This is a genomic window from Billgrantia aerodenitrificans, assembly GCF_021404405.1.
In the GTDB taxonomy this organism is placed as follows: domain Bacteria; phylum Pseudomonadota; class Gammaproteobacteria; order Pseudomonadales; family Halomonadaceae; genus Halomonas; species Halomonas aerodenitrificans.
Genome location: NZ_JABFTV010000007.1, coordinates 224,577 through 250,536 on the forward strand (window position 1 = coordinate 224,577; position 25,960 = coordinate 250,536).

Annotated in this window: 24 protein-coding genes; 7 read left to right on the forward strand and 17 right to left on the reverse strand. The window is 65.0% G+C overall.

The annotated features are described in order from the left end of the window. Window positions 1-18 precede the first annotated feature (18 nt). Together HOP59_RS14795 and HOP59_RS14800 are read left to right on the forward strand one after the other, a co-directional pair. Window positions 19-942: a 2-hydroxyacid dehydrogenase gene (locus HOP59_RS14795; RefSeq protein ID WP_234254469.1), complete on the forward strand. Its 924-nt coding sequence runs from the start codon at window positions 19-21 to the stop codon at window positions 940-942. Window positions 943-990: 48 nt separating this feature from the next. After that, window positions 991-1,749 carry a glutaredoxin family protein gene (locus tag HOP59_RS14800; RefSeq protein WP_234254470.1) on the forward strand — a complete coding sequence of 253 codons (759 nt, stop codon included), beginning with the start codon at window positions 991-993 and terminating at the stop codon, window positions 1,747-1,749. 2 nt (window positions 1,750-1,751) lie between these two features. On the opposite strand, the gene HOP59_RS14805 is transcribed toward HOP59_RS14800, so the two are convergent. From HOP59_RS14805 to HOP59_RS14815, 3 genes are all read right to left on the reverse strand, one after another. Beyond that, window positions 1,752-3,026, reverse strand: coding sequence for a GGDEF domain-containing protein (locus HOP59_RS14805; RefSeq protein ID WP_234254471.1), 1,275 nt, complete (start codon window positions 3,024-3,026; stop codon window positions 1,752-1,754). A gap of 81 nt (window positions 3,027-3,107) precedes the next feature. Continuing rightward, window positions 3,108-3,677 carry a gamma-glutamylcyclotransferase gene (locus HOP59_RS14810; RefSeq protein WP_010626940.1) on the reverse strand — a complete coding sequence of 190 codons (570 nt, stop codon included), beginning with the start codon at window positions 3,675-3,677 and terminating at the stop codon, window positions 3,108-3,110. Further along, entirely contained in the window at window positions 3,674-4,573 is a 900-nt protein-coding gene (locus tag HOP59_RS14815) for a DMT family transporter (RefSeq protein ID WP_234254522.1), read from the reverse strand. Before HOP59_RS14815 ends, HOP59_RS14810 begins: the two co-directional genes overlap by 4 nt. A 193-nt stretch (window positions 4,574-4,766) precedes the next feature. Between HOP59_RS14815 and HOP59_RS14820 the strand changes: the two genes are divergently transcribed. Beyond that, complete coding sequence (locus tag HOP59_RS14820) at window positions 4,767-5,192, forward strand: hypothetical protein (RefSeq protein WP_234254472.1); 426 nt, start codon at window positions 4,767-4,769, stop codon at window positions 5,190-5,192. A gap of 88 nt (window positions 5,193-5,280) precedes the next feature. On the opposite strand, the gene betT is transcribed toward HOP59_RS14820, so the two are convergent. The 3 genes from betT to betC are packed head-to-tail and all read right to left on the reverse strand — an operon-like array spanning window position 5,281 to window position 10,546. After that, window positions 5,281-7,335: a choline BCCT transporter BetT gene (gene betT / locus HOP59_RS14825; RefSeq protein ID WP_234254473.1), complete on the reverse strand. Its 2,055-nt coding sequence runs from the start codon at window positions 7,333-7,335 to the stop codon at window positions 5,281-5,283. 11 nt (window positions 7,336-7,346) lie between these two features. Continuing rightward, on the reverse strand, window positions 7,347-9,002 hold the full coding sequence (locus HOP59_RS14830) for a SulP family inorganic anion transporter (protein ID WP_234254474.1): 1,656 nt from the start codon (window positions 9,000-9,002) through the stop codon (window positions 7,347-7,349). Between the two features lie 2 nt (window positions 9,003-9,004). Beyond that, on the reverse strand, window positions 9,005-10,546 hold the full coding sequence (gene betC, locus HOP59_RS14835; RefSeq protein WP_234254475.1) for a choline-sulfatase: 1,542 nt from the start codon (window positions 10,544-10,546) through the stop codon (window positions 9,005-9,007). Window positions 10,547-10,661: 115 nt separating this feature from the next. Here betC and HOP59_RS14840 point away from each other — a divergent pair, with 115 nt between their 5' ends. Next, complete coding sequence (locus HOP59_RS14840; protein ID WP_234254476.1) at window positions 10,662-11,573, forward strand: choline sulfate utilization transcriptional regulator; 912 nt, start codon at window positions 10,662-10,664, stop codon at window positions 11,571-11,573. Window positions 11,574-11,643: 70 nt separating this feature from the next. Here the strand turns inward: HOP59_RS14840 and HOP59_RS14845 are convergent, their stop codons facing one another. Continuing rightward, window positions 11,644-11,895 carry a hypothetical protein gene (locus HOP59_RS14845; protein WP_010626947.1) on the reverse strand — a complete coding sequence of 84 codons (252 nt, stop codon included), beginning with the start codon at window positions 11,893-11,895 and terminating at the stop codon, window positions 11,644-11,646. A gap of 306 nt (window positions 11,896-12,201) precedes the next feature. On the opposite strand from HOP59_RS14845, the gene HOP59_RS14850 reads away from it, so the two are divergent. After that, window positions 12,202-13,806: a BCCT family transporter gene (locus tag HOP59_RS14850; protein ID WP_234254477.1), complete on the forward strand. Its 1,605-nt coding sequence runs from the start codon at window positions 12,202-12,204 to the stop codon at window positions 13,804-13,806. 84 nt (window positions 13,807-13,890) lie between these two features. Here the strand turns inward: HOP59_RS14850 and HOP59_RS14855 are convergent, their stop codons facing one another. The 4 genes from HOP59_RS14855 to glcD all read right to left on the reverse strand — a co-directional run bounded on the left by HOP59_RS14855 (window position 13,891) and on the right by glcD (window position 18,357). After that, entirely contained in the window at window positions 13,891-14,292 is a 402-nt protein-coding gene (locus tag HOP59_RS14855; protein WP_234254478.1) for a GlcG/HbpS family heme-binding protein, read from the reverse strand. 199 nt (window positions 14,293-14,491) lie between these two features. Next, the gene (gene glcF, locus HOP59_RS14860; protein WP_234254479.1) at window positions 14,492-15,739 is read right to left on the reverse strand and encodes a glycolate oxidase subunit GlcF; all 1,248 of its coding nucleotides are present in this window, start codon (window positions 15,737-15,739) and stop codon (window positions 14,492-14,494) included. Window positions 15,740-15,757: 18 nt separating this feature from the next. Beyond that, window positions 15,758-16,849: a glycolate oxidase subunit GlcE gene (gene glcE / locus HOP59_RS14865; RefSeq protein WP_234254480.1), complete on the reverse strand. Its 1,092-nt coding sequence runs from the start codon at window positions 16,847-16,849 to the stop codon at window positions 15,758-15,760. Window positions 16,850-16,851: 2 nt separating this feature from the next. Next, window positions 16,852-18,357: a glycolate oxidase subunit GlcD gene (glcD, locus tag HOP59_RS14870; protein ID WP_234254481.1), complete on the reverse strand. Its 1,506-nt coding sequence runs from the start codon at window positions 18,355-18,357 to the stop codon at window positions 16,852-16,854. A gap of 210 nt (window positions 18,358-18,567) precedes the next feature. Between glcD and glcC the strand changes: the two genes are divergently transcribed. Both glcC and HOP59_RS14880 read left to right on the forward strand, forming a co-directional pair. Beyond that, window positions 18,568-19,344: a transcriptional regulator GlcC gene (glcC, locus tag HOP59_RS14875; RefSeq protein ID WP_234254482.1), complete on the forward strand. Its 777-nt coding sequence runs from the start codon at window positions 18,568-18,570 to the stop codon at window positions 19,342-19,344. 72 nt (window positions 19,345-19,416) lie between these two features. Further along, window positions 19,417-20,070: a GntR family transcriptional regulator gene (locus HOP59_RS14880; RefSeq protein WP_010626956.1), complete on the forward strand. Its 654-nt coding sequence runs from the start codon at window positions 19,417-19,419 to the stop codon at window positions 20,068-20,070. Between the two features lie 71 nt (window positions 20,071-20,141). Here the strand turns inward: HOP59_RS14880 and HOP59_RS14885 are convergent, their stop codons facing one another. The 6 genes from HOP59_RS14885 to HOP59_RS14910 all read right to left on the reverse strand — a co-directional run bounded on the left by HOP59_RS14885 (window position 20,142) and on the right by HOP59_RS14910 (window position 25,942). Further along, the gene (locus HOP59_RS14885) at window positions 20,142-21,053 is read right to left on the reverse strand and encodes an amidohydrolase family protein (RefSeq protein ID WP_010626957.1); all 912 of its coding nucleotides are present in this window, start codon (window positions 21,051-21,053) and stop codon (window positions 20,142-20,144) included. Between the two features lie 12 nt (window positions 21,054-21,065). Continuing rightward, on the reverse strand, window positions 21,066-21,959 hold the full coding sequence (locus tag HOP59_RS14890) for an NAD(P)-dependent oxidoreductase (RefSeq protein ID WP_010626958.1): 894 nt from the start codon (window positions 21,957-21,959) through the stop codon (window positions 21,066-21,068). An 18-nt stretch (window positions 21,960-21,977) separates the two neighbouring features. After that, window positions 21,978-23,252, reverse strand: coding sequence for a TRAP transporter large permease (locus tag HOP59_RS14895; RefSeq protein ID WP_010626959.1), 1,275 nt, complete (start codon window positions 23,250-23,252; stop codon window positions 21,978-21,980). A 9-nt stretch (window positions 23,253-23,261) separates the two neighbouring features. After that, on the reverse strand, window positions 23,262-23,729 hold the full coding sequence (locus HOP59_RS14900) for a TRAP transporter small permease (protein ID WP_010626960.1): 468 nt from the start codon (window positions 23,727-23,729) through the stop codon (window positions 23,262-23,264). Window positions 23,730-23,784: 55 nt separating this feature from the next. Continuing rightward, window positions 23,785-24,777 carry a TRAP transporter substrate-binding protein gene (locus tag HOP59_RS14905; RefSeq protein ID WP_010626961.1) on the reverse strand — a complete coding sequence of 331 codons (993 nt, stop codon included), beginning with the start codon at window positions 24,775-24,777 and terminating at the stop codon, window positions 23,785-23,787. 148 nt (window positions 24,778-24,925) lie between these two features. Beyond that, entirely contained in the window at window positions 24,926-25,942 is a 1,017-nt protein-coding gene (locus tag HOP59_RS14910) for a 4-hydroxythreonine-4-phosphate dehydrogenase PdxA (protein ID WP_234254483.1), read from the reverse strand. Window positions 25,943-25,960 lie beyond the last annotated feature (18 nt).

The following is a 25,960-nucleotide window of genomic DNA, read 5'->3' on the forward strand; positions in this document are numbered from 1 at the left end:
GGTTTTGGAGGAGTCGAGATGAGCTTCATCTACAACGCCGACCCTGAACGGGGGCGGGAGTGGCAGCGTCTGTTCGAGCAGCGTGCGCCGGATATCGCGTTTCGTGTCTGGCCCGATATCGGCAGTGAAGAAAACGTACGCTACTTGGGGACCTGGGCGCCGATAGAGGACTTGGAGCGTTTCCCCAATCTCGAGGTCATCTTCTCGCTCGGCGCCGGGGTCGATCAGTTCGACTTGGACAGCATTCCGAGTCATGTGCCGTTGGTGCGAATGCAGGAGCCGGGCATCGTCGCCACCATGCAGGAGTATGTGGCCATGGCGGTGCTGACGCTGCACCGCAACCTGATCGATTACATCGATCAGCAGCGCACGTCGACCTGGCAGGCCTGGCGCGTGCGCCCTGCCTCGCAGTGCCGTGTGGGCATCCTCGGCCTGGGGCAACTAGGCGGTGCAGTGGCGCAACACCTCACCGGCCTGGGTTTTGCCTGCCAGGGCTGGAGTCGCACCCGCCGTCAACAGGAAGGCGTGGCGTGCTTCGCCGGTGACGACGAGCTGCCGAGCTTTCTCTCCACCAGCCAGGTGCTGGTTTGCCTGCTGCCGCTGACTGACGAGACCCGAGGTATCCTCAACGCCGAGCTGTTCGGGCAGTTGCCGCACGGTGCCTCGCTGGTCAACGTCGGCCGCGGCCCGCATCTGGTCACGGCGGATCTACTGGCGGCGCTGGACAGCGGACAGCTGTCGGCAGCCGTGCTGGATGTATTCGACCCCGAGCCACCGCCTTCGGACCACCCTGTCTGGTCCCATCCGAGAATACTCTTGACCCCCCATGTCGCCAGCATGACCCAGCCCGAAAGCGCGATCGAGAGGGTGCTCGACAACATTGCCCGGCATCGCGAAGGCCGCGAGATGGTCGGCATCGTCGACCGAAGACGTGGCTATTGATCTGGTTGACTACCCTTGGGGTGAATGCATGACCCAAGGAGAGATGTCATGGCTCACGGACAGCCAGTGGGGCAGGCCAAGCTATACCGCATGGTCATGGAAGAGCACCTGTGCCCCTTCGGCCTGAAGAGCAAGGACCTGCTGGAGCGCAAAGGTTTCGAGGTCGAGGATCATCATCTGACCACGCGGGAGGAGACGGAGGCGTTCAAGGAAGAGCATGGGGTCGATACGACGCCTCAGGCCTTCATCGATGGCCGGCGTATCGGTGGCTACGACGCGCTGCGCGAGCATTTCGGCCTGACCACACCGGGGGATGACGCAACCAGCTACCAGCCGGTGATCGCCCTGTTCGCCACGGCGCTGCTGATGGGGTTTGCCGTGAGCTGGACTGCGACAGGCTCGCCGGTGAGCGCCAGGATGCCGGAGTACTTCGTGGCCATTGCCATGACCCTGCTGGGGCTGCAGAAGCTCAAGGATGTGGAGAGCTTCAGCACCATGTTCCTCAACTACGACCTGTTGGCGCAGCGTCAGGTGCGCTATGGCTACGTCTACCCCTATGCCGAGACGCTGGCAGGCATCCTGATGCTGGCCGGCGCCCTGGTATGGCTGGCCGCCCCCGTCGCGCTGTTCATCGGTACGGTAGGGGCCGTTTCGGTGTTCAAGGCGGTCTACATCGATAAGCGCGAACTCAAGTGCGCCTGCGTGGGCGGCGACAGCAAGGTGCCGCTGGGCTTCGTGTCGCTGACCGAAAACCTGATCATGATCGGCATGGGGCTATGGATGCCGCTACGCATGTACGTCCTGTAGTGTCACCGTTTCGTCTCGCCATCGGATGACGCAAGGCCAGTGGCATGGGGAGTGTCCCGGTGCGCCTGTGCCGAGGACTGGCCCTCCTGCAACTGCGCCAATACGCAGCGGTTGCGCCCCTCGCGCTTGGCTTGGTAAAGCGCCTCGTCGGCCTGCAACAGCAGCAGCGAGGGTGGAAGGGCCGTGTTGGGACGAGTCACGGCAACACCGATGCTGATCGTGACTACTGGTGAGTGAGACACCCCTGCGTTGGGTATGGCCAGCGCTTCGATGCCCTGACGAATGCGCTCGGCGGCCTGAAAGGCCGAAGACGCCGAGGCGTTGGGCATCAGCACCACGAATTCCTCGCCGCCATAGCGCACCACCAGGTCGAGCTCGTGACGCACGTGGTGCTGTATCTCCTGCGCAACCCGGCGCAGGCAGGCGTCACCCTCGAGATGGCCATAGCGGTCGTTGTAGTTCTTGAAGCAGTCGATATCGAGTACCAGCATGCCGAGCATCGTTCGCTCGGCAATGGCCTCGTGCCAGCGTTGGGTCATTACCTCATCCAAATGGCGACGGTTGGCCACGCCAGTCAGAGGGTCGGTGGTCGAGATTTTCGTCAGGACCTGATTGGACTGCAGCGTGGCTTCGTTGCCGAGCCGTTCCCGCAAGAGCAGCAGATAGGCCTGGCGCTCGCTGGCCTCCAGTCGGTAGTTGGCCAGCAGCGTGAAGATGGCACTCGAGGTGAAGACGACCAATGTATTGATCTTTACGGCATTGTCGGTATGTGCATAAGGAATCACGAAGCTCGTCATGATGACGGCACAGAGCAACGATGAGGCCAGGGCGAAGCCGAAGCGCAGTGAGAGAACGATATTGCCTACCAGAAGAATCAAGCCGAACGAGAAAGTGTCGAGAAACGAGTGGGGCGAGTCCGAGAGGTAGAAGTTCGCACTGGAGAGCAGCATGGCGATGACGATGGTGGCCGCCATGGTCGCTTCGCGCAGAGTCGGCGATATCCCACGGTAGATGACATAGAGGGCTGCAAGGCCCAGAGGCGTCATCAGGCCGAAACGAATCCCGGCGGAGATCAGCAGGGATTCGGGCCTGATGACAGAGTCGTTGAAGATGTACAGGTTGTAGATGACCAGGGCCACGATGCCGGCGATCAGCAGGTGGCGGCTGCGCCGGGTGGCGGTATCGGCCTCGAAGCGGGCCTCAACCGCAGAACTGAAGCGCAGGCGATACCAGGGCCTGCTCAGGTCTGCCTCTACCGCACTCAAGGTTTCTTTCACGGCCGGTCCCCCGTCGCTGGCACCGTTCTCGATCATGGTGCTCTGAAGGAATATCGGCCGCGCGTTACCTAACTTGACTTTTTATGCTTCTCTTATGCCTCTTACCCGAGTCGCCAGCCCGAAGACATGCCGGTCCTCGGCGCCGAGCTGTTCCAGTGCGTCGGCCAAGTGCAGGAGGTAGTCGCGGTTGGCGCCGCTGGGGCCGTGAGCGGCGGCGATCTGGCGAGCCATCTCGTCGAGCGGTGCGGCGCCGAGAAAGGCGGCGTTGTCCGCCGTGGCAAGATAGATCAGCCCCTCGGCATGGTCGCCCTCGGCGAAATGCAGCGTCACCCGTTCACGCAGGTAGCCGTTCTTCTCGCGTACGTCGAGCGGGCCCAGCACGTCGGCGTCGATACGATAGGCCATGCCTTGGCAGAGCGCGCCGGGGGATTCGATCAGCGTTGCCACGCGCCCCGGCGCCCCCGGCGTGCCACGGTGATCGTGGGAGCCCTGCCAGAAGCGCCGCGCCCAGCCTTCGATATGGGCGGGACGGCGCTCATGGAAAGGAAACTCGGCCTTCCAGATCAGAGAGCCGTAGCCGAACAGCCACAACGTCTGGTCGTTCGCGAAGAAGTTCCTTTCCCGATTGAGTGAAGTGGTATCGACGGTCATATGTTGCGCGTGGCTCTGCGTACGAGCGGCTGGGTCAGGGTCTGGGCCATGAGCACACCGGCCAGCACCAGCACACCACCGACCAGATGGAACAGGGCGATGCGTTCGCCCAGGTAGGCCATGGCGATCAGCGCGCTGAACAGCGGCATCAGATTGATGAAGATGCTGGCCTGGCTGGCGCCGATCTGGCGGATGGCGCGCATCCACAGATAGGTGGTGACGATGGAGGCGGGGATGCCGGCATACAGGATCAACCACACGTTGTGGCCATCCACCGGAGTCATCGGTCCCATCAGATAGGGGGGCAGCAGGAACAGCACGGCGAACACCACCTGAGCGTAGAGCAGCACCCAGGGCGGCAGGTCCAGCGGCCAGCGCTTGAGCATCACACCGTAGAGGGCGTAGCAGGTCGCCGCGACCACCATCAGCAGGTCGCCGAGCGCTACCTCCAGCTCCAGCAGCGAGAGCGGGTCGCCGCGACCGAGCAGCACCAGCACGCCGAACAGGGCGACGAGCCCGCCGACGGTGCCGCCGAGGCTGGGTGCTTCGCGCAGGATCAGTGCGCTGAGCAGCACCGTCAGCAGCGGCACCATGGCGGCCAGGATGCCCATGTTGGTGGCCGAGGTGGTTTCGGCGGCCACGTAGGCCAGCCCCTGCCACAGCCCCATGCCGAGCAGGCCCAGGGTGGCGAGCTTGGCCCATTCGCGGCGGATGGTCTGGCGGTGGCGCCAGGCAGCTGGCAGCAGGAAGGGCGTGAGCACCAGCAGCGCCAACAACCAGCGCAGGAAGGCAATGCTGCTGGGGGCGATGGCGCCTACGGTGAGCTGATTGATGGTCATGTTACCCGACCAGATCAGCACGGCACTCAGCGGGGGCAGAAAATAGAGCAGCGGCATGGTGCCTCTCGACATGGTGTGGCCCCGCAGTGCCGGGGCTCGCGAAAGTCACATGATATCGGTCTGGTGCGTGGGTGCAAATCATGAGGAAGCTAACCGGTTGTCAGGCCTCGGGCTGGCGCTCGCTGGGCTTGGTCTACCCTGATAGGGGCGAGTCATGCCAACACACACAACGCTAACGTCGAGGTGAACCATGGAGCATCGACACTACGGATGGATGGCACTGTGTACCGCACTGGGTCTGATCGTCTTCGCTGGCCACGTGCAGGCCGAATCGCCCGGCGACGATCCCGCCCTCGAGGACGCCGTCGCCTATGCGGGCCGCTGGGCGACCGAGCCGGCCCTGTGCGCGCGAGACGAGGAGGATCAAGCCATTACGCTTGGCCCGTCACGTATTGAGGGCGGCGAGGCCTCGTGTGACATGGAGGTCACGGAAGAGGGAGACAACGTCTGGGAGGCCCAGCTCGATTGCCCGGCCGATGACATGGCCACGGACGAACGGATTCGCATGTCGCTCGAAGCGGGAGACGAGGCGGAAGATGACGTGCTGACGCTGACCTACCTGGACCGCGAGGACTTCGAGGTCACTGTGATGCGCTGCCCCGGGCCCGGCGAGTGACCAACGCCCACGCGATGCACGGAGCCGAACGCAGTGAGCCCCACCGAGATGGGGCTCATTGCGTCATGGCGTGTGGAAACCGGGCCGGCTAGCCAGCGGGCTCGGCCTGAGGCTGGGTATCCTCCGGGCTTGGTCTGCTGGGAATGTTGGCCAGATACCCTTCCGCGCTGGCATGGGCCAGGAAGCGCAAGTGGCGCTGATACTCGTTGAGTGCGTCATGCACGACCTGGAGCCGGGTATAGCCGTTGAGGTCCTGGCCCATGCCACCCTCGGCGAGGTGAACGTCGAGGCGCAGGTAGTAGTCGTCGTCCGCGGGCAGGAAGCTCGGCGGCTGCATGCGCTGTGGACGTATCCCATAGATGAAGCTGGGGGCGCCTTCGAAGTCGACCTGCAGGGTAGGGCAGAGCAGCAGAGTGCCCTCTACCTGCCGCTCGGTAACGCTGGCCTGTTGGCCGCGGCGGGTGAGCTCCTCGGCCAGCTCGAGTAGCGCCGGTCGAATGGCATGGCGCAGCGTGGCCTCGGCGCCATTTTGCGTCGTGCCGTCCAGGGTGCGGTCGAGACGCTCACGCCAGTCGCTGTTGGCGGCCGCGCTGGCGATCACCTGATGGCGGACGTCGGCCTTGCCGGTTTCGACCTTCAGTGAGCGGTACATGCTGAACATGGTCAGGAAGATGATAGCCGAGAACGGCAGGGCGGCGATCACCACCGCGCTCTGCAGGGTACGCAGGCCGCCGGCGAACAGCAGTGCCAGGGTGATCAGACCGATGATCGCCGACCAGAAGATGCGCAGCCGGGCGGGAGCGTCGTGGTTCACGTCACGCAGCACGTAGGTGAAATTGGACAGCACCAGCGCGCCGGAGTCGGCCGAAGTGACGAAGAACACGATGCTCAATATCAGCACCAGGGTGGCGGTGACGCCGACCATGGGCAGCTGCTCGAGGAAGGTGTAGATAGTGGCTGGGGGGCGGTTCACGGCCTGGTCGCCGAGTACCACTAGGCCCTGTTCGACCATGTCAATGCCGCTGTTGCCGAACACGGACATCATGACCATCACGAAGATGAGCGGGATGAACAGGGCGCCGGCGACGAACTCGCGAATGGTGCGACCGCGTGAGATGCGCGCCAGGAACAGGCCGACGAACGGAGCCCAGGCGATCCACCAGCCCCAGAAGAACACCGTCCAGCCGCTGAACCAGCCCTGCGCTTCGGGGGCATAGGCGTAGGTGTCGAAACTCTTGCCGGTCAGGGCCACCAGGTAGTCGCCGGTATTCATGACCAGGGCGTTGAGCAGCCGGAGCGTATCGCCCTGTAGCAGCACGAACAGCACCAGGCCTGCCACCAGCAGCAGGTTGAGCTCGGACAGCCGGCGGATGCCCCGTTTCACACCGCTCACCACCGACAGCGTGGCCAGGGTCACTACCAGCAGGATCAGCATGATCTGTGCGGGCAGCCCCTCGGGTATGCCGAACAGATAGGTCAGCCCGTAGTTCATCTGCATCACGCCGATGCCCAGTGCGGTGGCGATGCCGAACACCGTGGCCAGCACCGCGGCGATGTCCACGGCATCGCCAATGGGGCCGTAGATGCGTTTGCCCAGCAGGGGATAGAGCGTCGAGCGGATCGCCAGTGGCAGGCGGTGGCGGTAGCTGAAATAGGCCAGTGCCATGCCCATCAGCACGTAGAGCCCCCAGCCCGAGATGCCCCAGTGCATGAAGGTCTGCACGATGGCTTGCCGCTGGGCCTCGGCGGTACCGCCTTCGCCGAGGGGCGGATTCAGGTAGTGGGTCAGCGGTTCGGAGACCACGAAGAACAGGATGGCGCCGCCCAGGCCGGCGGCGAACAGCATCGCCGACCACGACAGTAGCGAGAACTCCGGGCGCGAGTGGTCAGGCCCCAGGCGGATCTTGCCGAAGCGCGAGAAGCCGATCAGTACAACGAAGAGCAGATAGGCAACGACCGCCAGCATGTAGTACCAGCCGAAGGTGTTGCCGATCCAGTCCAGCCCGGCGTTGAAGAAGGCCGTTGCGTGGTCGGTGAAGGCGATGGCATAGATCAGAAAGAGTAGGATGCCGGCCACCGAGCCGTGGAACACGGCGGGATTGAGTCGATTGACCGACTCGTTGTCGGGATGCGGGTGTGTCATGGGGGGAAGCCTCATATTGTTATTGCCATTGGCTTGTGGTGATTCCGATCGTCCTCGTCAGCGACGAGCCCGGCTCGTTGCAAGCGGGCCAGGACGTCGGGCTTGGTCCAGACCAGGTACAGCCGCCCACCCCGAGCCCGGCAACGACGGGCCTGGCGCTGGAGCAAATGGATGCCGCTCAGGTCGATGAAGTTGATGCCCGCGGCCAGTACCACCAAGTTCGGCCGGTCGTGAGACTCGAGCTGCCGGGCAACCGACTCGCAGGCGCCGAAGAACAGCGAGCCGTCGATCCGCACGACGCTGCAGCCTGGTTCCTCCAGGGCTTGCTGAATCTCCGCAGGGGCTTGGGACAGCGCGCATGCGACCACCGGCGGGCGGGTGGTCCGGCGCAGGTAGACGGCCAGCGAGGCCAGCACGCCGAAGTAGATGGCGAACTCCAGCGCCAGCAGCAGGGTGCTGAAAAAGGTGATCAGCAGGATCGCCGTTTCCGAGCGGCTGATCCTCAGGGTCTCGCGAATGCTGTGCCGGTCGATCAGCTTGGCGGCAACCAGCAGCAGCAAGCCGGCCATGGCCGACATCGGCACGTGGTGCAACAGAGGGGCGGCAAGCAGCATCAGCGGTATCAGGAACGCCGCGGACAGCACGGCAGCCAGCGGTGAGCGGGCCCCGGCACTGGCGTTGAGCCCCGAGCGGGTGAACGAACCCGACGAGACGTAGGCGGAGAAGAAGGCACCGCCGATGTTGGAGAGCCCCTGGCCGATGAATTCCCGGTTGCTGTCCAGTCGCTCTCCCGAGCGTGCGGCGAAGGCCCGCGCGATGGCGGCGGCTTCGACCAGACCCAGCAGCCCCAGGGCGATGGCGCCGGGCGTCAGCAGGCGCAGGGTGTCGGCTGAAACGTCGGGCAGCGAGAGCGGTGGCAGGCCTGCCGGCACCTCGGCGATACGCAGGATCTCGCTGTGCGTCGGGTCCAGCCAGGCGGCCAGCAGCGACGCCGCCACCAGCGCCAGCAGCATGCCCGGCCAACGTGGCAGCCAGCGCTGGAACGCCAGACAGAGGGTGAGCGTGAAGGCGGCGATCAGCACGGCATCGAGGCGGATGTCGCCAAGCCTGGCGAACAGCTGGGGCCAGATGTCGATGAAGCCACCGCTCGCCAGAGGGGCCAGCCCCAGCGCATGGGGGAGCTGGCTGGTGGCGATGATCAGCGCCGCCCCGGCAGTGAAACCCGTCACCACCGAATGCGAGACGAGATCGACCAGCACGCCCAGCCGGGCCAGCCCCAGCAGCAGTTGGAAGACCCCCGCCAGCAAGGTCAGGGTCAGCACCAGGGCGATGAATTCGCCGCTACCCGCCTCGGCGAAGGGCTGCAAGGTGGCGAACAGCGCGATCGACAGGGCCGCCGTCGGCCCGCTGACCATCTGCCGCGAGGAGCCGAACAGGGCCGCCAGTATCGCCGGGACGATGGCGGTATACAGACCGTACTCGGGAGGCAGCCCGGCGAGCAGGGCATAGGCCACCCCCTGGGGCACGACCAGCACCGCACCGGTCAAGCCGGCGACGGCATCGGCACGCAGCGAGCGCGACGTCTGCTGCGGCAGCCAGCCGAGAAACGGCAGCCAGCGCTCGAGTCTCGCCGGCTGCCGGCGAACGTCGGTCGCGGTTTCCATCATGGCTATTCGACGCTGGCGGCCGGGAAGCGCGCGCGCCGCTCGAGATCGTCCAGATCGATGGTGTTGCGCATGTACTGGGTGCTGGCGTCAAACGTCGGCTGGTGATCCCAGGGCGTGACCTTGCCCTTCATCAGCGCACGGGAGACCAGCTTGCGCCGCCGTTGGCTGGCGATCACTTCAGCGTGCAGGCGTGCATAGTCCCAGCGGCGGGTGACCTCGTCGCGGAACTGCTTGCACAGGTCCAGGTAGGCAGGTTCCTGCGCCAGGTTGTGGAGCTCCAGCGGGTCGGCCTCGAGGTCGAACAGCTGGTCCGGATCCGGCGCGCTGTGCACGAACTTGTAGCGCCCGCGGCGTATCATCAGCAGCGGCGCGATGGCGCCTTCGCCGAGGTATTCGCCGATCACTTCGTCGTGGCCGCCACTGCCGGTCAGGTGCGGCAGCAGGCTGCGGCCATCGATGGCTACGGCGTATTCCGGCGCGATGCCGCCATTGGCGAGTTCGGCAAAGGTCGGCAGCAGGTCCATGGTGGAAACCGACTCACGCACCCGACCCGGGGCGAAGCGGCCCGGGGCGTGGACGATCATCGGCACCCTGGCCGAGCCCTCGAACCAGCTCATCTTGTACCACAGGCCGCGCTCGCCGAGCATGTCGCCGTGATCGCCGGAGAAGACGACGATGGTGTCGTCGTCGAGTCCGGTCTCCTCCATCACCTTCAGCACGGCGCCGATCTGGTCGTCGACATAGCTGATCGCCCCGTAGTAGGCGTGGCGCGCGTTGCGGATCTGCGCCTCGCTGAGGGTCTCTTCGTCGAGCTGATAGACGTGGCGCAGGCGCCGGGAGTGCGGGTCCATCAGCTCGCGCGAGTAGGACACGCGCGGCATGTCGATGGCGTCGTGGTCGTAACGGTCCCAATACTCCTGCGGGATAGTGTAGGGGTCGTGGGGATGGGTCAGCGACACGGTCAGGCAGAAGGGGCGCCGTTCGCCGCCACCCACCGCACTGTTGCGGGCATGGTCATAGAGGAAACGCTTGGCGCGGAAGACCACCTCGTCGTCGAAATCGAGCTGGTTGGAGCGCACGCAGGGGCCGGCCTGGGTCACCGAGGACATGTTGTGGTAGTAGCTCGGGCGCTCGTCGAAATTTTCCCAGTCGACGAACCAGCCGAAGTCCGCCGGGTAGATGTCGGTGGTCAGGCGCTCCTCGAAGCCGTGGAGCTGGTCGGGGCCGCAGAAGTGCATCTTGCCCGACAGGGCGGTGAGGTAGCCGGCATCGCGCAGGTAGTGGGCGTAGGTGGGGATGTCGGCAGCAAAGTCGGCGGCATTGTCATAGGCGCCGATGCGCGACGGCAGCTGGCCGGCCATCAGCGTGAAGCGCGAGGGGGCGCAGAGCGGGCTGTTGCAGTAGGCCGAGTCGAATACCACACCTTGTGCCGCCAGGCGTGACAGATGCGGTGTCTTGACCAGTGGATGGCCATAGACGGGCAGCGCCGAGGCCGTCATTTGATCGGCCATCAGGAACAGGATGTTGGGTCGCTTGTCGGTCATGGGGCTTCTCTCAGGGGTAGACGCTGGTGTGGTAACTGGCTTTTGCGACAGTCTCCCTGCTAATCTCAACCCCTGTAAACTCGCTAAATTTTTATGGAAAGCATTAGGTAAGCTAATGTCGTGGATGGCTAAATCGGCGTCGCTCAACAGCCTGCGGGTATTCGAGACGGCGGCCCGGCACCTGAGTTTCACTGCGGCAGCACGTGAGCTGCGCTCGACGCAGTCGGCGGTCAGTCAGCAGGTTCGCGCGCTCGAAGAGCAACTGGGTCTGCCCTTGTTCGAGCGGATCTACCGGGGCGTGAAGTTGACCGAGGCGGGACATGCGCTGTTCGTCAGCGTGCAGGAGAGCTTTGCCGGCATCGATCGCACCATCGAGCGCCTGCAGCACAAGCATCGCCACCCTCACGTCAATATCCTGACGGACTTCTCCTTCGCCGCGTATTGGCTGATGCCGCGACTGCCGAGTTTCCGTGAGCGCTATCCGCACGTGGACGTGCGTATCGTGACCAACCAGGGCGTGCTCGACTGGCGCACCCAGGAGGTGGACGTCGCCATCGTGTTCTGCGACGAACGGGTGCTCGCCGGCGGCGTTCCGCTGCTGTTCCACGAAGATGTCTTTCCGGTCTGCAGCCCCGGTTTTCTGCAGCAGCATGGGCCGATCGAGAGCATCGAGGCGCTCAGCCGAGCGCCGCTGTTGACCCTGACCGCCGACCAGGGACAGCGCTGGCTGGACTGGCCGAGCTACTTCCGGCAGCTGGGCGGCATCGCCTATCACGAGTCGTCGGAGCTGACGTTCAACAACTACACGCTGCTGATCCAGGCGGCGATCGCCGGGCAGGGCATCGCCATGGGCTGGAGCGGCCTGGTCGACGATCTGCTGGATAAAGGCATGTTGGTTGGCCTGAGCGACATGAGGCTGCGCTCGGCACGCGGCTATGGCGTGGTCGATGCGCGCCCGGATGCACCGGGTGAGGCGAAGCGGGCGCTGTGGGAGTGGATCCTGGAGTGCGCCGCACCGCAGGGGTAGGCCTGCAGGCGACGTCGGAGTGGTGTGGCGGTAGGTGTCGGGCGCCGAGAAGAGGCGCCCGGCACAGGGTTCAGACGCCGAGGATCTCTTTGGCCTCGTTCAAGACATCGACGGATTGGTCATGTTCGCCGTCGTTATGGTACTGCTCGCCCTGGGCGCGCAGCTCGTGGACGCGCTCCAGTTCGTCCTCGCTCAGTTGGGCGACCTTCTCCTCGTCCTGCAGCGCTTCATCGATCTCGGACATCAGCGCAGGACACATGTGTGCCCAGGCGGGTAACGCAAAGGCTAGCAGTACCATGGCGGCAAAGAGCTTCTTGATCATGGTGGGGTCCTCCCGTTGGGCGCAGCCCAGTCATTGCCATTCGGCCGGCCCTGCAATTTGTCGATATCCCGCTATCGTACGGTCGCCACTCAGGCCGGTGGCGCACCGTGTTCTGGTCTGGCGCTGTCAGTATAGATGGCCGTTGCGCTTCCTACCGAGATGATGAAATGGGGCATGGGGCAATTGACGGGAGCTTGTGACAGGAGGGTGGGGTTCATAGGGTGTATAATAAATTCTTATTTATTTTAGATAAAAAGGAAGAATATCGTTATGGGTAGTCCAGGCGATCCAGCATCGACCAGCGACATGCACACGGATTACACCGTGGGGCAGGACAACATCGAGGGGCGACTGGGGCCTATCGGCTTCGACATCCACAACCGGGTCTTCGCCGTCTCGGCGCTCGCCTCCGTCGTCTTCATCATCCTCACCCTGCTGTTCCCGGAAAGGGCGGGCGCCATCTTCCAGACCATCGTCGGCTTCGCCACCGGCACCCTCGACTGGTACTTCATGCTGGTGGTGGATTTCTTCATCCTGTTCTGTATCGCACTCGTCCTGCTCCCCTATGGCTCGGTGCGCCTGGGCGGTCCCGATGCCCGTCCGGATTACGGCTATCTCTCCTGGTTCGCGATGCTGTTTTCCGCCGGCATCGGCATCGGCCTGCTGTTCTTCGGCGTGCTGGAGCCGGTCTATCACGCCAACATCTCCTTGCCGTTGGGCATCGCCTCGCCATTCGGGGCCGACGGCGAACTCGACCCCGCAGCCATCGCCGAGGCGACGGCCTTGGGCCTGGCCGGCACCTACCTGCACTGGGGCATTCACGGCTGGGCGGTCTATGTGGTGATGGCGTTGGCACTGGCCATCTTCACCTACAACAAGGGCTTGCCGTTCTCCATCCGCTCGGCCTTCTTCCCGATCCTGGGCGAGCGGGTGTGGGGCTGGTGGGGGCATGTGATCGACATCCTGGCGGTGTTCTCCACCCTGTTTGGTCTGGCCACCTCGCTGGGGCTGGGCGCGCAGCAGGCCAACGCGGGGATGAATTTCGTCTTCGGGCTGGAGGTCAGCGCCACCGCTCAGGTGATCATCATCCTGCTGGTCACGGCGGTGGCGCTGGTGTCGGTGTGGCGGGGGCTGGAGGGCGGCGTGAAGAAACTCTCCGAGTTCAACATGGCCATGGCGGTGCTGTTCTTCTTCTTCGTGCTGCTGGCCGGTCCGACGCTGGTGGCGCTGAGCGGTTTCTGGACGGGGCTTGCGACCTACGTGACGGAGTTCGTGCCGCTGTCGGCTCCCTTCGGCCGTGAGGACGATGCCTATCGTCAGGACTGGACGATCTTCTACTGGGCCTGGTGGGTGAGCTGGGCGCCGTTCGTGGGCATGTTCATTGCCCGGGTCTCGCGCGGGCGCACGGTACGCGAGTTCGTGATCTGCGTGCTGCTGATTCCCAGCCTGTTCATCTTCATCTGGATGGGGGTGTTCGGCAGCGTCGCTCTCGACCAGCTCTATGCCGCGCCGGAGACCAGCCTGGTCAAGGAGTACGTGATCGACAGCTACCGCCCCGAGCTGTCGCTGTTCGGCATGCTCAACGAGCTGCCGCTGACCGCGCTGATGTCGACCGTCGGCATCGTGCTGGCCTTGATCTTCTTCGTCACCTCGTCGGATTCCGGCTCGCTGGTGATCGATACCATTACCGCCGGCGGCAAGATCGATGCGCCCCGGCCGCAGCGGATGTTCTGGGCCGTGGTGGAGGGGCTGGTCGCCATCGTGCTGCTGCTCGGCGGCGGTCTTGCCGCGCTGCAGGCGGGGGTGACGGCCACGGCGATCCCGTTCTCCATCGTGATGCTGCTGATGTGTTACACCATCATCAAGGCGTTGAACGGCGAGCTGCGCCACCGTCGCTCCGGCAGGGCGTGATCGGGCGCTACGGTTGCGCATGAAAAAGGCCGGCCGCGGTACCCTGTATCGGCAGGGAGCGCGGCCGGCCTTTTCGGTTTCGCCTCAGGCGACGGCGGCGATGCCGGCCTTGGCGACCTGTACGTCCTGGTCGGGCTTGACGCCGGAAACGCCCACGGTACCGGCCATCTGGCCCTCGACCATCACCGGCACGCCGCCGGCGAGCAGGCCCTGCATCGGCGCGGAGAGGAAGGCGTTACGACCGCCGTTGATCATGTCCTCGAAGGCCTGGGTCTCGCGGGCGCCGAGCGCCGAGCTGCGGGCCTTCTGGGTGGCGATGTCGGGGGTCATGGCCGGGGCGCCGTCGAGGCGGCGCAGGCCGAGCAGGTGACCGCCGTCGTCGGCCACGGCGATGGTCACCTTCCAGCCATTGGCTTCTGCTTCTTTCTGAGCGGCATCGAGGATGGCGTTGACGTCGTTCAGGGTAAGTACGGGTTTGGTCTTCATGGGGTTCTCCTTTTGAAATAAAAACAATGGCGATGCGGAGCTGGTAGCCTCCCGGCGAAACACGGGGCTGTTCCGGCGACAGGCCTGCGAGGAGGCGCTGTAAACCCATCCCTGGGCGCTACCGATGCCATCCATGGCATCGGACCTCCTCTTCGGCCTGTCCCCGGCGCCCCTCGCCTTGGGCGACTATTCGCAGAGGCTAGCTGCTTACGGGCGGTGGCAGGGCCTCATCGACAATTTCAATCCAATGCCTGACCGGCGTGCGCCCCGCGCCGTTGAGGTGCGTCTGGCAGCCGATGTTGGCGGTCACGATGGTTTCCGGGTTGCCCGCCTCGAGGGCGTTGAGCTTGTTGTCGCGCAACTGGGTGGCCAGCTCCGGCTGGGTGATCGAGTAGGTGCCCGCCGAGCCGCAGCAGAGGTGGGCGTCCTGGACCGGAGTGAGGCTGAAGCCGAGCTTGACCAGCACGCTCTCCACCGCGCCGCCGAGCTTCTGGGCATGCTGCAGTGTGCAGGGGCAGTGGAAGGCCAGCCGGCGGCCTTCGTTGACCTGGAGGCTCGTCAGCTCTTCGTCGCGTAGCACCTCGACCAGGTCCTTGGCCAGTTCGCTCACGCGCTTGGCCTTGTCGGCGTAGGCGGGGTCGTCCTTGAGGATGTCGCGGTACTCCTTGACGAAGGCGCCGCAGCCGCTGGCGGTCTGTACGATTGCTTCACAGCCGGCCTCGATATGCGGCCACCAGGCGTCGATGTTGGCCCGCGCGCGAGCGCGGCCGTCGTCCTGGGCGTTGAGGTGAAAGTCGACGGCGCCGCAGCAGCCCGCTTCGGCCACCGGTGTGAGGCCGATGCCCAGACGGTCGAGCACCCGCGTGGTGGCGGCGTTGGTGTTGGGCGAGAGCCCCGGCTGCACGCAGCCTTCGAGGATCAGCATCTGGCGTGCGTGGCGCTTGTGGTCGGGGCGCGTGCCGGCATCCACCGGCTTGGGCGGCAGCTTGTCCTTGAGCTTGCCGGGTACCAGCGGCTTGAAGGTCTGGCCCAGCTTGAGCAGCGCCTGGAAGCGCTTGGGCTCCACCAGGGCCTTGCGCAGGGCGTAGCGCTGGGCACGCTCGGCGGTGCTGCGCGGCACCCGGCGCTCGATCTCGGCGCGGCCGATGTCGAGCAGCTTGTGGTACTCCACGCCGGAGGGGCAGGTGGTTTCGCAGTTGCGGCAGGTCAGGCAGCGGTCCAGGTGCAGGCGGGTCTGCTCGGTGACGTTTTCGCTGTCATCCGGGTTTTCCAGCATCTGCTTCATCAGGTAGATACGCCCACGCGGCCCGTCGCGCTCGTCGCCCAGCAGTTGGTAGGTGGGGCAGGTGGCGTTGCAGAAGCCGCAGTGCACGCAGCTGCGCAGGACGCGGTCGGCCTCCTGAATGTGCGGCTGCTTGAGGGCTTCCTCGGTGAAATGCGTCTGCATGTCTCGTTCCTGTACGTCTCAGAGCGCCGCGTAGAGCCGGCCGGGATTGAAGATGCCCTTGGGGTCGAGCTGAGCCTTGAGGTTGCGGTGGTATTTCATCAGTACCTCGGGCAGCGGCGTGAAGGGCTCCACGTCGGCCGGGCGCGGGCCATAGCAGGTGGCGTGGCCGCCGGCGGCCTGGCAGGCGCGGCGCAGGGTCTCGGCATCGAGCTCGGCGCGCAGCCAGCGCTGGGCGCCGGCCCAGTCGTGAATCATCAGCCGCTCGTCGACACCGGGCAGTTCCAGTTCTGGCGTACGGTGGGGTAGCGAGAGCCGCCACAACGGCGCCCGACCTTCGCTGAAGAAGGGTAGGCGCTGGTCGCGCAGGGCGGTCCAGAAGCCGTTGTCGAGGTCGTCGCCACCGATGCGTGCGCGGGTGGCGGCCACCGAGCTCGGCCCGCCTTCCAGGCGCAGGTGCAGAGCTCCGTCGAGCCAGGCGGCGGCGCTGATCGGCAACGGTTCGCGGCCCCACTCGGCCAGGCGCCGGCGGGCCTCGTCGAGGGAAAGCTCCAGGTGCAGGCTGTGGGTGGCACCGGCAATCGGCAGCACCTTGAAAGAGACCTCGGTGATCAGCCCCAGGCCGCCCTGGGCGCCCACCATCAGCCGCGACAGGTCGTAGCCGGCGACGTTCTTCATCACCTCGCCGCCGAAGCGCTGCTCGATGCCTTCGTGGTTGATCACTCGCGCGCCAAGCACGAAGTCGCGCACGCTGCCGGCCCAGGGGCGGCGCGGACCGGAGAGGCCGGTGGCGACCATGCCACCCACGGTGCTGGCAATGCCGTAGCGGGGCGGCTCGAAGGGTAGCATCTGGCCTTGCTCGGCCAGCGCCGCCTCGAGTTCGGCCAGCGGTGTGCCGGCGCGCACCGAGACCACCAGCTCCACCGGATCGTAGAAGCTGATGCCGCGGTGCTCGTGGGTGGAGAGCTCGCTGCCCTCCACTTCGCGACCGTAGAAGTAGCGGGTGTCGCCGCCGACGATGCGCAGCGGCGCGCCCTCGGCATTGGCCTCGCGGATGCGTTCGGCCAGGGCAGCGCTGGCGTCGTGGTCCTTGGGAGTCGTTGCGTTGGTCATGGTCACTCCTGTCCGCCCTGCTGCACGACGGAAGCGGTGTCGGCCGCCGCGCTCTTGATGGTGCGGAACTCCGAACAGCGTGCCGGGGTAGGGATGTTCTTGCCCGGGTTGAGCAGGTCGTGCGGGTCGAAGGCGGCCTTGGCGGCGCGGAAGGTGGCCAGTTCGTCGGGGCGGAACTGGGCGCACATCTGGTTGATCTTCTCGCGGCCGACGCCGTGTTCGCCGGTGATGGTGCCGCCCACTTCGACGCACAGTTCGAGGATCTCGCCGCCCAGCGCCTCGGCTACGGCCAGCTCGCCCTCGCGGTTGGCATCGAACAGGATCAGCGGATGCATGTTGCCGTCGCCGGCGTGGAAGACGTTGGCCACTTTCAGGCCGTAGCGCTCGGAGAGGTCGCTGATGCCCTTGAGCACTCGCGCCAGCTCGCGCCGGGGGATGGTGCCGTCCATGCAGTAGTAGTCGGGCGACATGCGGCCCACTGCGGGAAAGGCGTTCTTGCGCCCGGCCCAGAACTTGGCCCGCTCGGCGTCGTCGCGGGCCTGGCGGATGCCGGTGGCGCCGGCCTTCTCCAGCACCTGGCGCACGGTTTCGCAGTCGTCGTCGACGTCTGCCTCGACGCCATCGAGTTCGCACAGCAGGATCGCCTCGGCGTCCACCGGGTAGCCGGCGCCGATGAAGTCCTCGGCGGCGATGATGGCCAGCTTGTCCATCATCTCCAGGCCGCCGGGGATGATGCCGGCGGCGATGATGGCGCCGACTGCGTTGCCGGCCTTCTCCACGTCGTCGAAGCTGGCCATCAGCACCTTGGCCACTTCGGGCTTGGGCAGCAGCTTGACGGTGATCTCGGTGACCACGCCGAGCATGCCTTCGGAGCCGTTGAACAGCGCCAGCAGGTCGAAGCCGGGGGCGTCCAGGGCATCGCTGCCCAGGGTCATGCGCTCGCCCTCGATGGTGAGCACCTCGACCTTGATCACGTTGTGCACGGTGAGGCCGTACTTGAGGCAGTGCACGCCGCCGGCGTTCTCGGCCACGTTGCCACCGATGGAGCAGGCGATCTGCGACGAGGGGTCCGGAGCGTAGTAGAGGCCGTAGGGCGAGGCCGCCTCGGAGATGGCCAGGTTACGCACGCCGGGCTCGACCCTGGCGATGCGCGCCTCGGGGTCGATCTCGAGAATGCGCGAGAAGCGCGACATCACCAGCAGCACGCCGTGGGTGAGCGGCAGCGCGCCGGCGGAGAGTCCCGTGCCGGCGCCGCGGGTGACCACCGGCACGCCGAGGCGATGGCACTCCACCAGCAGGCGCTGGACCTGGTCGAGAGAGTCGGGCAGCGCCACCAGCAGCGGCAGGGTACGGTAGACGGAGAGGCCGTCGCACTCGAAGGGGCGCATGTCCTCCTCGCGGTGCAGCAGGGTCATGCCCGGGATGGCCTTCAGCAGCGCGTCGCGGATGCCGGCCCTGTCCATCTCGGGGGCCGGGCCGTCGAGCCGTTCGTCATAGAGGATGTTCATGATTGCCTCTCTGCGAGTCATGCGGCAGGGGTTCGTACGTCAGGCGCCCAATGTGCGCTCTGGTGTGTCCCCTGTCCAGCCTGCGGTCTACTGGTATGACCAGTTGTTTGGCGTTATATTGGAAATTATTTTCATGATACAGCATGGCAGTGTCTGCCCTTTAGCGCCAGGTTAGCAAACACGCTTGTGGACAAGACTCGGGGAGTACCAATGCAGCAGGAACACGAACGCGTCTCGCCGACGCTGACGCCCGATGCGGTGGCGGAACGCCTGGAGCGGCTGATCCTCGACGGCGTGTTCCGTCCCGGACAGCTGCTGCCCTCGGAGCGACGCCTGTGCGAGCGCCTCGGTGTGTCGCGCACTTCGTTGCGTGAAGGACTGCGCGTGCTGCGCAGCAAAGGCATCATCGTCACTCGTCAGGGGCGGGGCTCGGTGGTGGCAGAGCTGGTGGCCGGGCGTGACGACAGCCCGCTGATGCATCTCTTCCGCGACCATCCGCGTACCCTTTACGATCTGCTGGAGGTGCGTTCGCTGCTGGAAGGGGAGTCGGCCCGGCTGGCGGCCGAACGGGCCACGCCGGCGGATCGGGTGCTGGTCCAGCGCCGCTACGAAGCGATGGCGGAATACGTCGAAGCGGGTCAGGCGATAGACGTGGAGCGGCTGGCCCATCTCGACCACGCCTTTCACCTGGCGATCTGTCAGGCCTCGCACAATCCGGTGCTGGTGCATACGCTGCAGTCGCTCACCGATCTGCTGCTCAGCTCCGTGTTCGCCTCGGTGAAGAACCTCTATCATCGTGAAAGACCGCGGGCCATGATCAATCGTCAGCATGCGCGGCTCTATCGGGCCGTGATGGAGGGCAAGCCTCAGGCCGCCCGCCGTGCGGCGCTCGATCACCTTCACGGTATCGAGGCGCAGCTGCGCGAGATCGAGGCCGAGGATCAGCGCCTGGAGCGTTCGGCCATGCGTCTCGACGAGTGGGGCTGAGAGCCGCGACTCAATTGACGCTCCTTTTTTTTGAATGCATAATTAGATTTATTCGTTATAGAAGTGAAGCCAATGGACAAGATCAGGCAGAGTACGCTTCACGGTGAAGTGGCGGAAAGGGTTCGCGATCTGATCGCGCAAGGCGTGTTGGCTCCCGGCAGCCGGGTTCCCGAAAAGCAGCTGTGCGAACAGTTCGGCGTTTCCCGTACCCCCTTGCGCGAGGCGCTCAAGGTGCTGGCTCACGAAGGCTTCGTCGAGCTGCTGCCCAATCGGGGCGCGCGTGTTGCCAAGCTGACCCGCACCACGTTGAAGAACACCTTCGAAGTGATGCAGAGCCTCGAGGCCCTGGCGGGCGAGCTGGCCGGAACGCGTATTTCCGACGCGGAGCTGGCGAATATCGAAGCCCTGCACTATCAGATGCTGGCGCATTACAAGGGCGGCAACATGCAGGAGTACCTGCTGACCAATCAGCAGATTCACGAAGCCATCGTGGTCGCCTCGCAGAACGACGTGCTCATCGACGTCTACAAGAATCTCAACCATCGCGTGCGCCGGGTGCGCTTCACCGCCGAGCTGAGCAAGGACTACTGGTCTCAGGCGGTTAGTGAGCACGAGTCCATGGTCGAAGCGCTGCGGGCTCGTAATGGAGCTGCACTCGGAGAGATCCTTCGCTGTCACCTGCGCAACAAAGTGGAGATGTCGGCTCTTGAGGAAATGGCCGAGTAGCGCCAGATTGCCCAGATCCGTTCACTCAGTGCGAAGATGCCGCCCCCAGGGGTGGCATCTGCGTTTGGTGCTCATTGCCCCAGCGGCATGCGATAGTAACGCACCGCGTTGTCGTGGAACAGCAGGCGGCGCTCCTGGGGCGCGAAGCCTTCGGTGATGCGCAGGAAGCCCGAGAAGATCGTCTCGAAGCTCGCCACCAGGCTGTCGACGGGAAAGTTGCTGGCGAACATGCAGCGCTCGACGCCGAAGGCCTCGATGGTTTCGAGCACGACGCGGCGATTGGTCTCGACGCTCCAGGGCTGTCCCGGTACACCGATGCCGGAGATCTTCACCGCCACGTTGGGCTGGGCGGCCACTCGCTCCATCGCCCGGCGCCAGCCGGCAAGCCCGGCTTCGCTGCGGTCCGCCGGCAGCCCGGTGTGGTTGATGACGATCTGGGTTGCGGGATGAGACTCCGCCAGCTCGGCAGCCTCCTCGAAGTGCCACCAGGGCGTCTGCAGATCGAAGGAGAGCCCATGGGCCGCGAGCAGGGCGAAACCACGGCGCCAGGCTGGGTCGCCCATCGAGCCGGTGGCGCCGGGGATCACCTTGTCGGGTGAGCTCGCGGCGGCGGGCTTGTGGCGGATGCCGCGCACGCGCGGGTGGTCGCAGTGGGCAGCCAGTACCTCTTCCACATCGGGCCGGTCGAGCCGGGCCTGGGCGACCATCACCGTCGGCAGCCCCTCGCGCTCGGCCAGCTCATGCACCCAGCGAGTCTCCGCCACCGGTGTGCGAGGGTCCCACTCCGTCTCCACGAACACGCTGCCAACCACGTTGAAGCCCCGGGTGTCGTGGCGGTAATCCGCGGGCATGTAGTTGCGGCGAATGGCGCTGTAGTCGCCGTAGCGAAAGGGAATGGGCGTCTTGTCGCACAGCCAGGGCAGGTAGTTGCGCTCGAGATCCCAGAAGTGCTGATGGGCATCGACGATAGGAAAGTCGTTCATGCTAATGGCCCCTCATGCATTGTCCTGTCGCGCTTGGTCTTCCAGCAGGGTGACGATGGCGGCGCCATCGAGCTCGCCCTTGCCTTGGGCGATCAGCATGCTGTAGAGCGAGTTGGCCATGCCGGCCATGGGCATGGCGACGTTCAGCGCGTTGGCCGCGTCCTGCAGCATGTGTAGGTCCTTGAGGATCTGACGCGCATAGCCGCGCGGCTCGAAGTCGCTCTCCACCATGCGCGGCAGCAGGTCGTTTAGCAGGTTGCTGCCGGCATAGCCCGAGGAGAGCGCCTCGGGGATCTTGCTCACGTCGATGCCGAAGCGGTTGCCGAGGTTGCAGGCTTCGGCGATCACGCAGTAGTTCGAGAGCACCAGCGCCTGGTTGATCAGCTTGGTGGCCTGGCCCGCCCCCACCTCGCCCATATGAGTGAACTGGCCGAGCCGCTCCATGACCGGCGTTACGGCTGCGATGGCCTCTGTCGTGCCGCCTGCCATGATGGCCAGGCGACCTTCCGCGGCGGCGCCGGGCCCACCGGACACTGGAGCATCCACGAACGCCATGCCGTTGCGCCGCTCGAGCTCCGCTGCCAGGCGCCGGGTGGTCTCCAGCTCCGTGGTGGAGTGATCGACCACGACCTTGCCGCCGTCCTGAGCAACCTCGGCGATGCCGTTCTCTCCGAGCACCACCGCCTCCACGGCGGCGCTGGTGGTCACGCAGATCTGGATGAGATCGGCCCGTGCGGCCACCGCGGCCGGCGAGTCGGCGATGTCGGCGCCGCGGGCTTTTGCCGCTTCGCAGTGAGCCGCTTCGATGTCGTAGCCGACCACGGCATAGCCTTCGTCGATCAGCCGCGACACGAAGCCGCTACCCATCTTGCCCAGTCCAATGAAACCAACGGTGGAAATCGTCATGGTGAACTCCTTGCATTCTCAGCGCATGAAACTTGGCAGCCACAGCACCAGATCGGCGGCGAAGGTGATGATGGCCAAGGTGGCGACGAGCGGTATGTAAAAGGGGATCAGCGCTTTCAACAGCTGGCGCAGCGATACCTTGGCGATGGACGAGACGAGGAACAGCGAGAGGCCCATCGGCGGTGTCAGCAGGCCGATCATCAGATTGAAGATGCACACGATGCCCAGGTGCACGGGATCGACGCCGGCGAGCACCATGGGCGGGGCCACGATCGGCACGATCAGCAGGGTCGCCGTGGTGGAATCCAGGAAGATCCCTGCGATCAGGAAGATGAGATTGGCGATCAGCAGCAGCATCAGCGGCTCGTGGGAGATCTGCAGTATGAAGGCAGCGAAGCGCTGGGGAATCTGCTCGACGGAGAGGATCCAGCCGAACATGGCCGCCGCCGCCACGATGATCAGAATGGCGCTCGTCGTCCTGAGCGTGGCCAGCAGCGAGAACATGAGGTGCGACCAGGTGAGCTCCCGATAGAGAACGGCGCTGATGAAGACGACGTAGGCTGCCGTTACCGCGGCCGCTTCCGTGGGAGTGAACAGGCCCATGAGCATGCCGGAGATCATCAATACCGGGGCCAGCAGGGCGGGCAGGGCGGGGATGAAGGCACGATTGAGCTCCATCAACGTCGGCCAGCGCTCGGCCCTCGGCATGTCGTGGCGCAGCGCCAGCAGGGCCGCCGTGATCATCAGCAGCACGATGCAGATGAGCGCCGGCACGATGCCGGCAAGCAGCAGCTGAACGATCGAGACGCTGGTGACCGAGCCGTAGACGATCAGCGGGATGCTGGGCGGAAAGATGGGACCGACGACGGCGGAAGAGGCCGTGACGGCGGCGGAGAAGGGCGCTCCGTAGCCGCGCTTCTTCATCGCCTCTATCTCGATCTTGCCGAGTCCGCCGACGTCGGCGAGCGAGGCGCCCGACATGCCGGAAAAGATCAGGCTGGAGAATATGTTGACCTGAGCCAGCCCGCCCGGCGCCCGGCCGACCAGGGTGTTGGCGAAATGGAAGATACGGTCGGTGATGCCCGCCTGGTTCATCAGGTTGCCGACGAAGATGAAGATGGGTACGGCCACCAGAGGAAAGCTGTCCAGGGCATAGGTGACGCGCTGTCCCATCAGGCCCAGCGGCAGGCCCTCGAGTAATACGTATATCGCAGAAGGAATCAGGATTGCATAGACGACCGGAAAGCCGAGCAGAAAGAGAACGAGAAAGATGCCAAGGATGATCAAGCCCATGGAGGTGCCTTATACGCCGGAGTCGGATTTGTTATCGGTCGTGCTCGCGCCTTGCAGAAGATGCACCAGGGCTGCGCCCAAGAGGCCAAGAACGGTAGTGCCGAAGAAGATCCAATAAGGGATCTTCAGTACCGGGGTCGCTCTGTTGAAATTCGTCTGCACGGTGGTGGCGGCGGAGTAGGCAACGAACAGGCAGATGATGATGGAGGCTGCCATGATCAGCCGGTTCAGCCATCGTCTCGACATGACCGGAAGGGAGTCGCGCAGCTCTGACATCTGTATGTTTTCGCCGCTGGCGATGACCAGCGGGTAGGATGAAAAGACGAGGCATATCAGGAGAAAGCGCGTCAGTTCGCCGGAGCCGGGGATCGAGGTACCGAGCAGGTCGCGAGAGAGCACTTGCAGGAACGGCACCAGGATCATGCCGGCGAGAAGCAGGGCGCAGAAAATCTCGAGCCACTTTCTTGGGTATCTCATTTTTCACCCATCGGGTCATGTTCCGGCGAGAGGCCATCGCCCCTCGCCGGTACCGTTACTCCACTTCCCCGATCATTTCGATGTAGGGCTCGAAATTGGGGTAGTCGCGGTTGATCTGTGCCAGCACCTGCTCGCGGAAGGCATCGATATCCAGCCCATCCTCTTCGGTGATGATGGTCATGCCGCGCTGAGTCAGCTCTTCGATGAGTTCCTCTTCGGTCTCCTGCGCCCAGCGCAGCGACTCTTCCGCCTTTTCTGTCAACACGTTGGTGATGGCCTCCTGGTATTCCTCGTCCAGGGACTGCCATACGTTCTCGTTGATGAAGACAGCGAGGATGGAGTGCATGTGGCCGGTCAGCGAAACATGCGACTGCACTTCGTGCAGGTTATCGGAACGGATCATGGTCAAGGGGTTTTCCTGGCCCACGACCAGCCCGGTCATCAGGGAGGTGGGCAGCTCCGAGACCTCTACCGGGGTAGGGTCTGCACCAAAGCCCCGGACCATGGAGATCCAGATATCGAGCGGTACGGCACGAAATGGCTTACCTGCCAGATCGTCGGGTGATTCCACGGGGAAGTTGGCCGTGATGTGGCGAGCGCCGCGGTACATCCTGCCGATGATGCGCATGCCGGCCTCGTCGATCAGTTGCTCGTTCATCTCGCTGATGACCGGCGAGTTCGGGTCAGTGGCCCTGAGGGCATGCTCCGCATCGCGATAGATGAAGGGCGCATTGAACACCGCGATATCCGGTACGGATTGCGCCAGGGAGGCGAACTCGTGATGGGCCATGGAAATGGAGCCCAGCGATACGCCATCCACCATTTCTGCTACGCCACCCAATTGGCTGGCCGGAAAGATGGTGATGCTGACCCCGCCATCGGTGGCTTCCTCGATGGCGGCGGAGGCTTCCGACGCGAAGCGGGTCTGTGCGTCGCCTTCCGCACCGACGTGGGCGTAACGCAGCGTGGTGGCGGAGACGGAGGCGGAGGCAAGGCCAAGGAGAAAGGCTGCCGCTAGCGTGAGAGGGAACCGATGTTTGAGCTTCATGCTGGACCTCGTTGTTGTTGTAGAGGGGGGCCGCGCCCCTGGCTCGGCGCCAGGGGCGCGGACGTGCCTTCAATATGCTGATGTCATTATGAACTCATAATTCATTATTTTTATATATACTTTCGTCTACTCATGTTTGTCGATTCGGCTAAGCGCTGCGGCTGAGGGCATGATGCGTGCCCATGCGGCAGGCGATGGTGAAGGCGTGGCGCATGGCTTCGACGCTGGCCTTGCCCTGGCCGACGATGTCGAAGGCGGTGCCATGGGCCGGCGTGGTGATGGGAATCGGCAGCCCGCCCTGGACGGTGACGCCACGCTCGAAGCCCAGCAGCTTGAGGGCGATCTGGCCCTGGTCGTGGTACATGGTGACGACAGCGTCGAACTCGCCGTCGCGGGCGCGGCGAAAGAGGGTGTCGGCAGGGAAAGGACCCTGGGCCGGGTAGCCGGCGGCGACGCAGGCCTCAACGGCCGGTGCGATGACGTCGATCTCCTCTCGTCCGCAGGTGCCGCCCTCGCCGGCGTGGGGGTTGATAGCCGCCACCGCGATGCGCGGCTGCGTCACGCCCGCTGCCACCAGGGCGTCGTGGATCAGGCGGGTGGCGTTCAGGATGCGCTCCGGCGTAACGTAGCCGGCGGCCTCGCTGAGCGGTACGTGGGAGGAGATGCGCGAGGTCCAGAGGTTGCCGAGGGTATTGAATTCGCACACCTCGCCCGGGACCTGCAGGTACTCGGCGAAGAAGTGCAGCTCGTCCTCATGGCGCAGGCCGCCCTGCTTCATGGCCAGCTTGTTGAGCGGGGCGAAGCAGATGGCATCGATTCGCCCCGCCTGGGCGGCCTCCAGGCAGTGGGCCAATACCTTCAGCACCGAGGCGCCGCAGGCGGCATCGACCCGGCCGAACTCGACCTCCTCTGGCCGGATGGTGTTCAGCGGCAGCAGTACGGGGCCGGCCTGGCCGCGGGCCTGCTCCCAGGCGGTGATCTCGGGCAGCGTGAGCGCGGTGCCGGCCACCCGCTGGCCTTCCTGCCACAGCCAGGGGTCGCCCACCACCACCACGTCGCTCCCTTCGATTGCCTGGCGGTCGGCCAGCAGCTTGGCGACGAGCTCGGGGCCGATGCCTGCCGGGTCGCCCAGGGGCACGGCGATGCAGGGTCTTGACTGGGTCATCTTGGGTCTCCTTCGTAG

Excerpts from the sequence above, each read along its gene's own strand:
- glcC (WP_234254482.1), top strand. The coding sequence starts at position 18,568 with ATGCAGCAGGAACACGAACGCGTCTCGCCGACGCTGACGCCCGATGCG.
- HOP59_RS14880 (WP_010626956.1), top strand. The coding sequence starts at position 19,417 with ATGGACAAGATCAGGCAGAGTACGCTTCACGGTGAAGTGGCGGAAAGG.
- betT (WP_234254473.1), bottom strand. The coding sequence starts at position 7,335 with ATGACACACCCGCATCCCGACAACGAGTCGGTCAATCGACTCAATCCC.
- HOP59_RS14800 (WP_234254470.1), top strand. The coding sequence starts at position 991 with ATGGCTCACGGACAGCCAGTGGGGCAGGCCAAGCTATACCGCATGGTC.
- HOP59_RS14820 (WP_234254472.1), top strand. The coding sequence starts at position 4,767 with ATGGAGCATCGACACTACGGATGGATGGCACTGTGTACCGCACTGGGT.
- HOP59_RS14810 (WP_010626940.1), bottom strand. The coding sequence starts at position 3,677 with ATGACCGTCGATACCACTTCACTCAATCGGGAAAGGAACTTCTTCGCG.
- betC (WP_234254475.1), bottom strand. The coding sequence starts at position 10,546 with ATGACCGACAAGCGACCCAACATCCTGTTCCTGATGGCCGATCAAATG.
- glcE (WP_234254480.1), bottom strand. The coding sequence starts at position 16,849 with ATGACCAACGCAACGACTCCCAAGGACCACGACGCCAGCGCTGCCCTG.
- HOP59_RS14795 (WP_234254469.1), top strand. The coding sequence starts at position 19 with ATGAGCTTCATCTACAACGCCGACCCTGAACGGGGGCGGGAGTGGCAG.
- glcD (WP_234254481.1), bottom strand. The coding sequence starts at position 18,357 with ATGAACATCCTCTATGACGAACGGCTCGACGGCCCGGCCCCCGAGATG.
- glcF (WP_234254479.1), bottom strand. The coding sequence starts at position 15,739 with ATGCAGACGCATTTCACCGAGGAAGCCCTCAAGCAGCCGCACATTCAG.
- HOP59_RS14910 (WP_234254483.1), bottom strand. The coding sequence starts at position 25,942 with ATGACCCAGTCAAGACCCTGCATCGCCGTGCCCCTGGGCGACCCGGCA.
- HOP59_RS14900 (WP_010626960.1), bottom strand. The coding sequence starts at position 23,729 with ATGAGATACCCAAGAAAGTGGCTCGAGATTTTCTGCGCCCTGCTTCTC.
- HOP59_RS14890 (WP_010626958.1), bottom strand. The coding sequence starts at position 21,959 with ATGACGATTTCCACCGTTGGTTTCATTGGACTGGGCAAGATGGGTAGC.
- HOP59_RS14845 (WP_010626947.1), bottom strand. The coding sequence starts at position 11,895 with ATGATCAAGAAGCTCTTTGCCGCCATGGTACTGCTAGCCTTTGCGTTA.
- HOP59_RS14850 (WP_234254477.1), top strand. The coding sequence starts at position 12,202 with ATGCACACGGATTACACCGTGGGGCAGGACAACATCGAGGGGCGACTG.
- HOP59_RS14815 (WP_234254522.1), bottom strand. The coding sequence starts at position 4,573 with ATGCCGCTGCTCTATTTTCTGCCCCCGCTGAGTGCCGTGCTGATCTGG.
- HOP59_RS14840 (WP_234254476.1), top strand. The coding sequence starts at position 10,662 with ATGTCGTGGATGGCTAAATCGGCGTCGCTCAACAGCCTGCGGGTATTC.
- HOP59_RS14855 (WP_234254478.1), bottom strand. The coding sequence starts at position 14,292 with ATGAAGACCAAACCCGTACTTACCCTGAACGACGTCAACGCCATCCTC.
- HOP59_RS14885 (WP_010626957.1), bottom strand. The coding sequence starts at position 21,053 with ATGAACGACTTTCCTATCGTCGATGCCCATCAGCACTTCTGGGATCTC.
- HOP59_RS14830 (WP_234254474.1), bottom strand. The coding sequence starts at position 9,002 with ATGATGGAAACCGCGACCGACGTTCGCCGGCAGCCGGCGAGACTCGAG.
- HOP59_RS14905 (WP_010626961.1), bottom strand. The coding sequence starts at position 24,777 with ATGAAGCTCAAACATCGGTTCCCTCTCACGCTAGCGGCAGCCTTTCTC.
- HOP59_RS14895 (WP_010626959.1), bottom strand. The coding sequence starts at position 23,252 with ATGGGCTTGATCATCCTTGGCATCTTTCTCGTTCTCTTTCTGCTCGGC.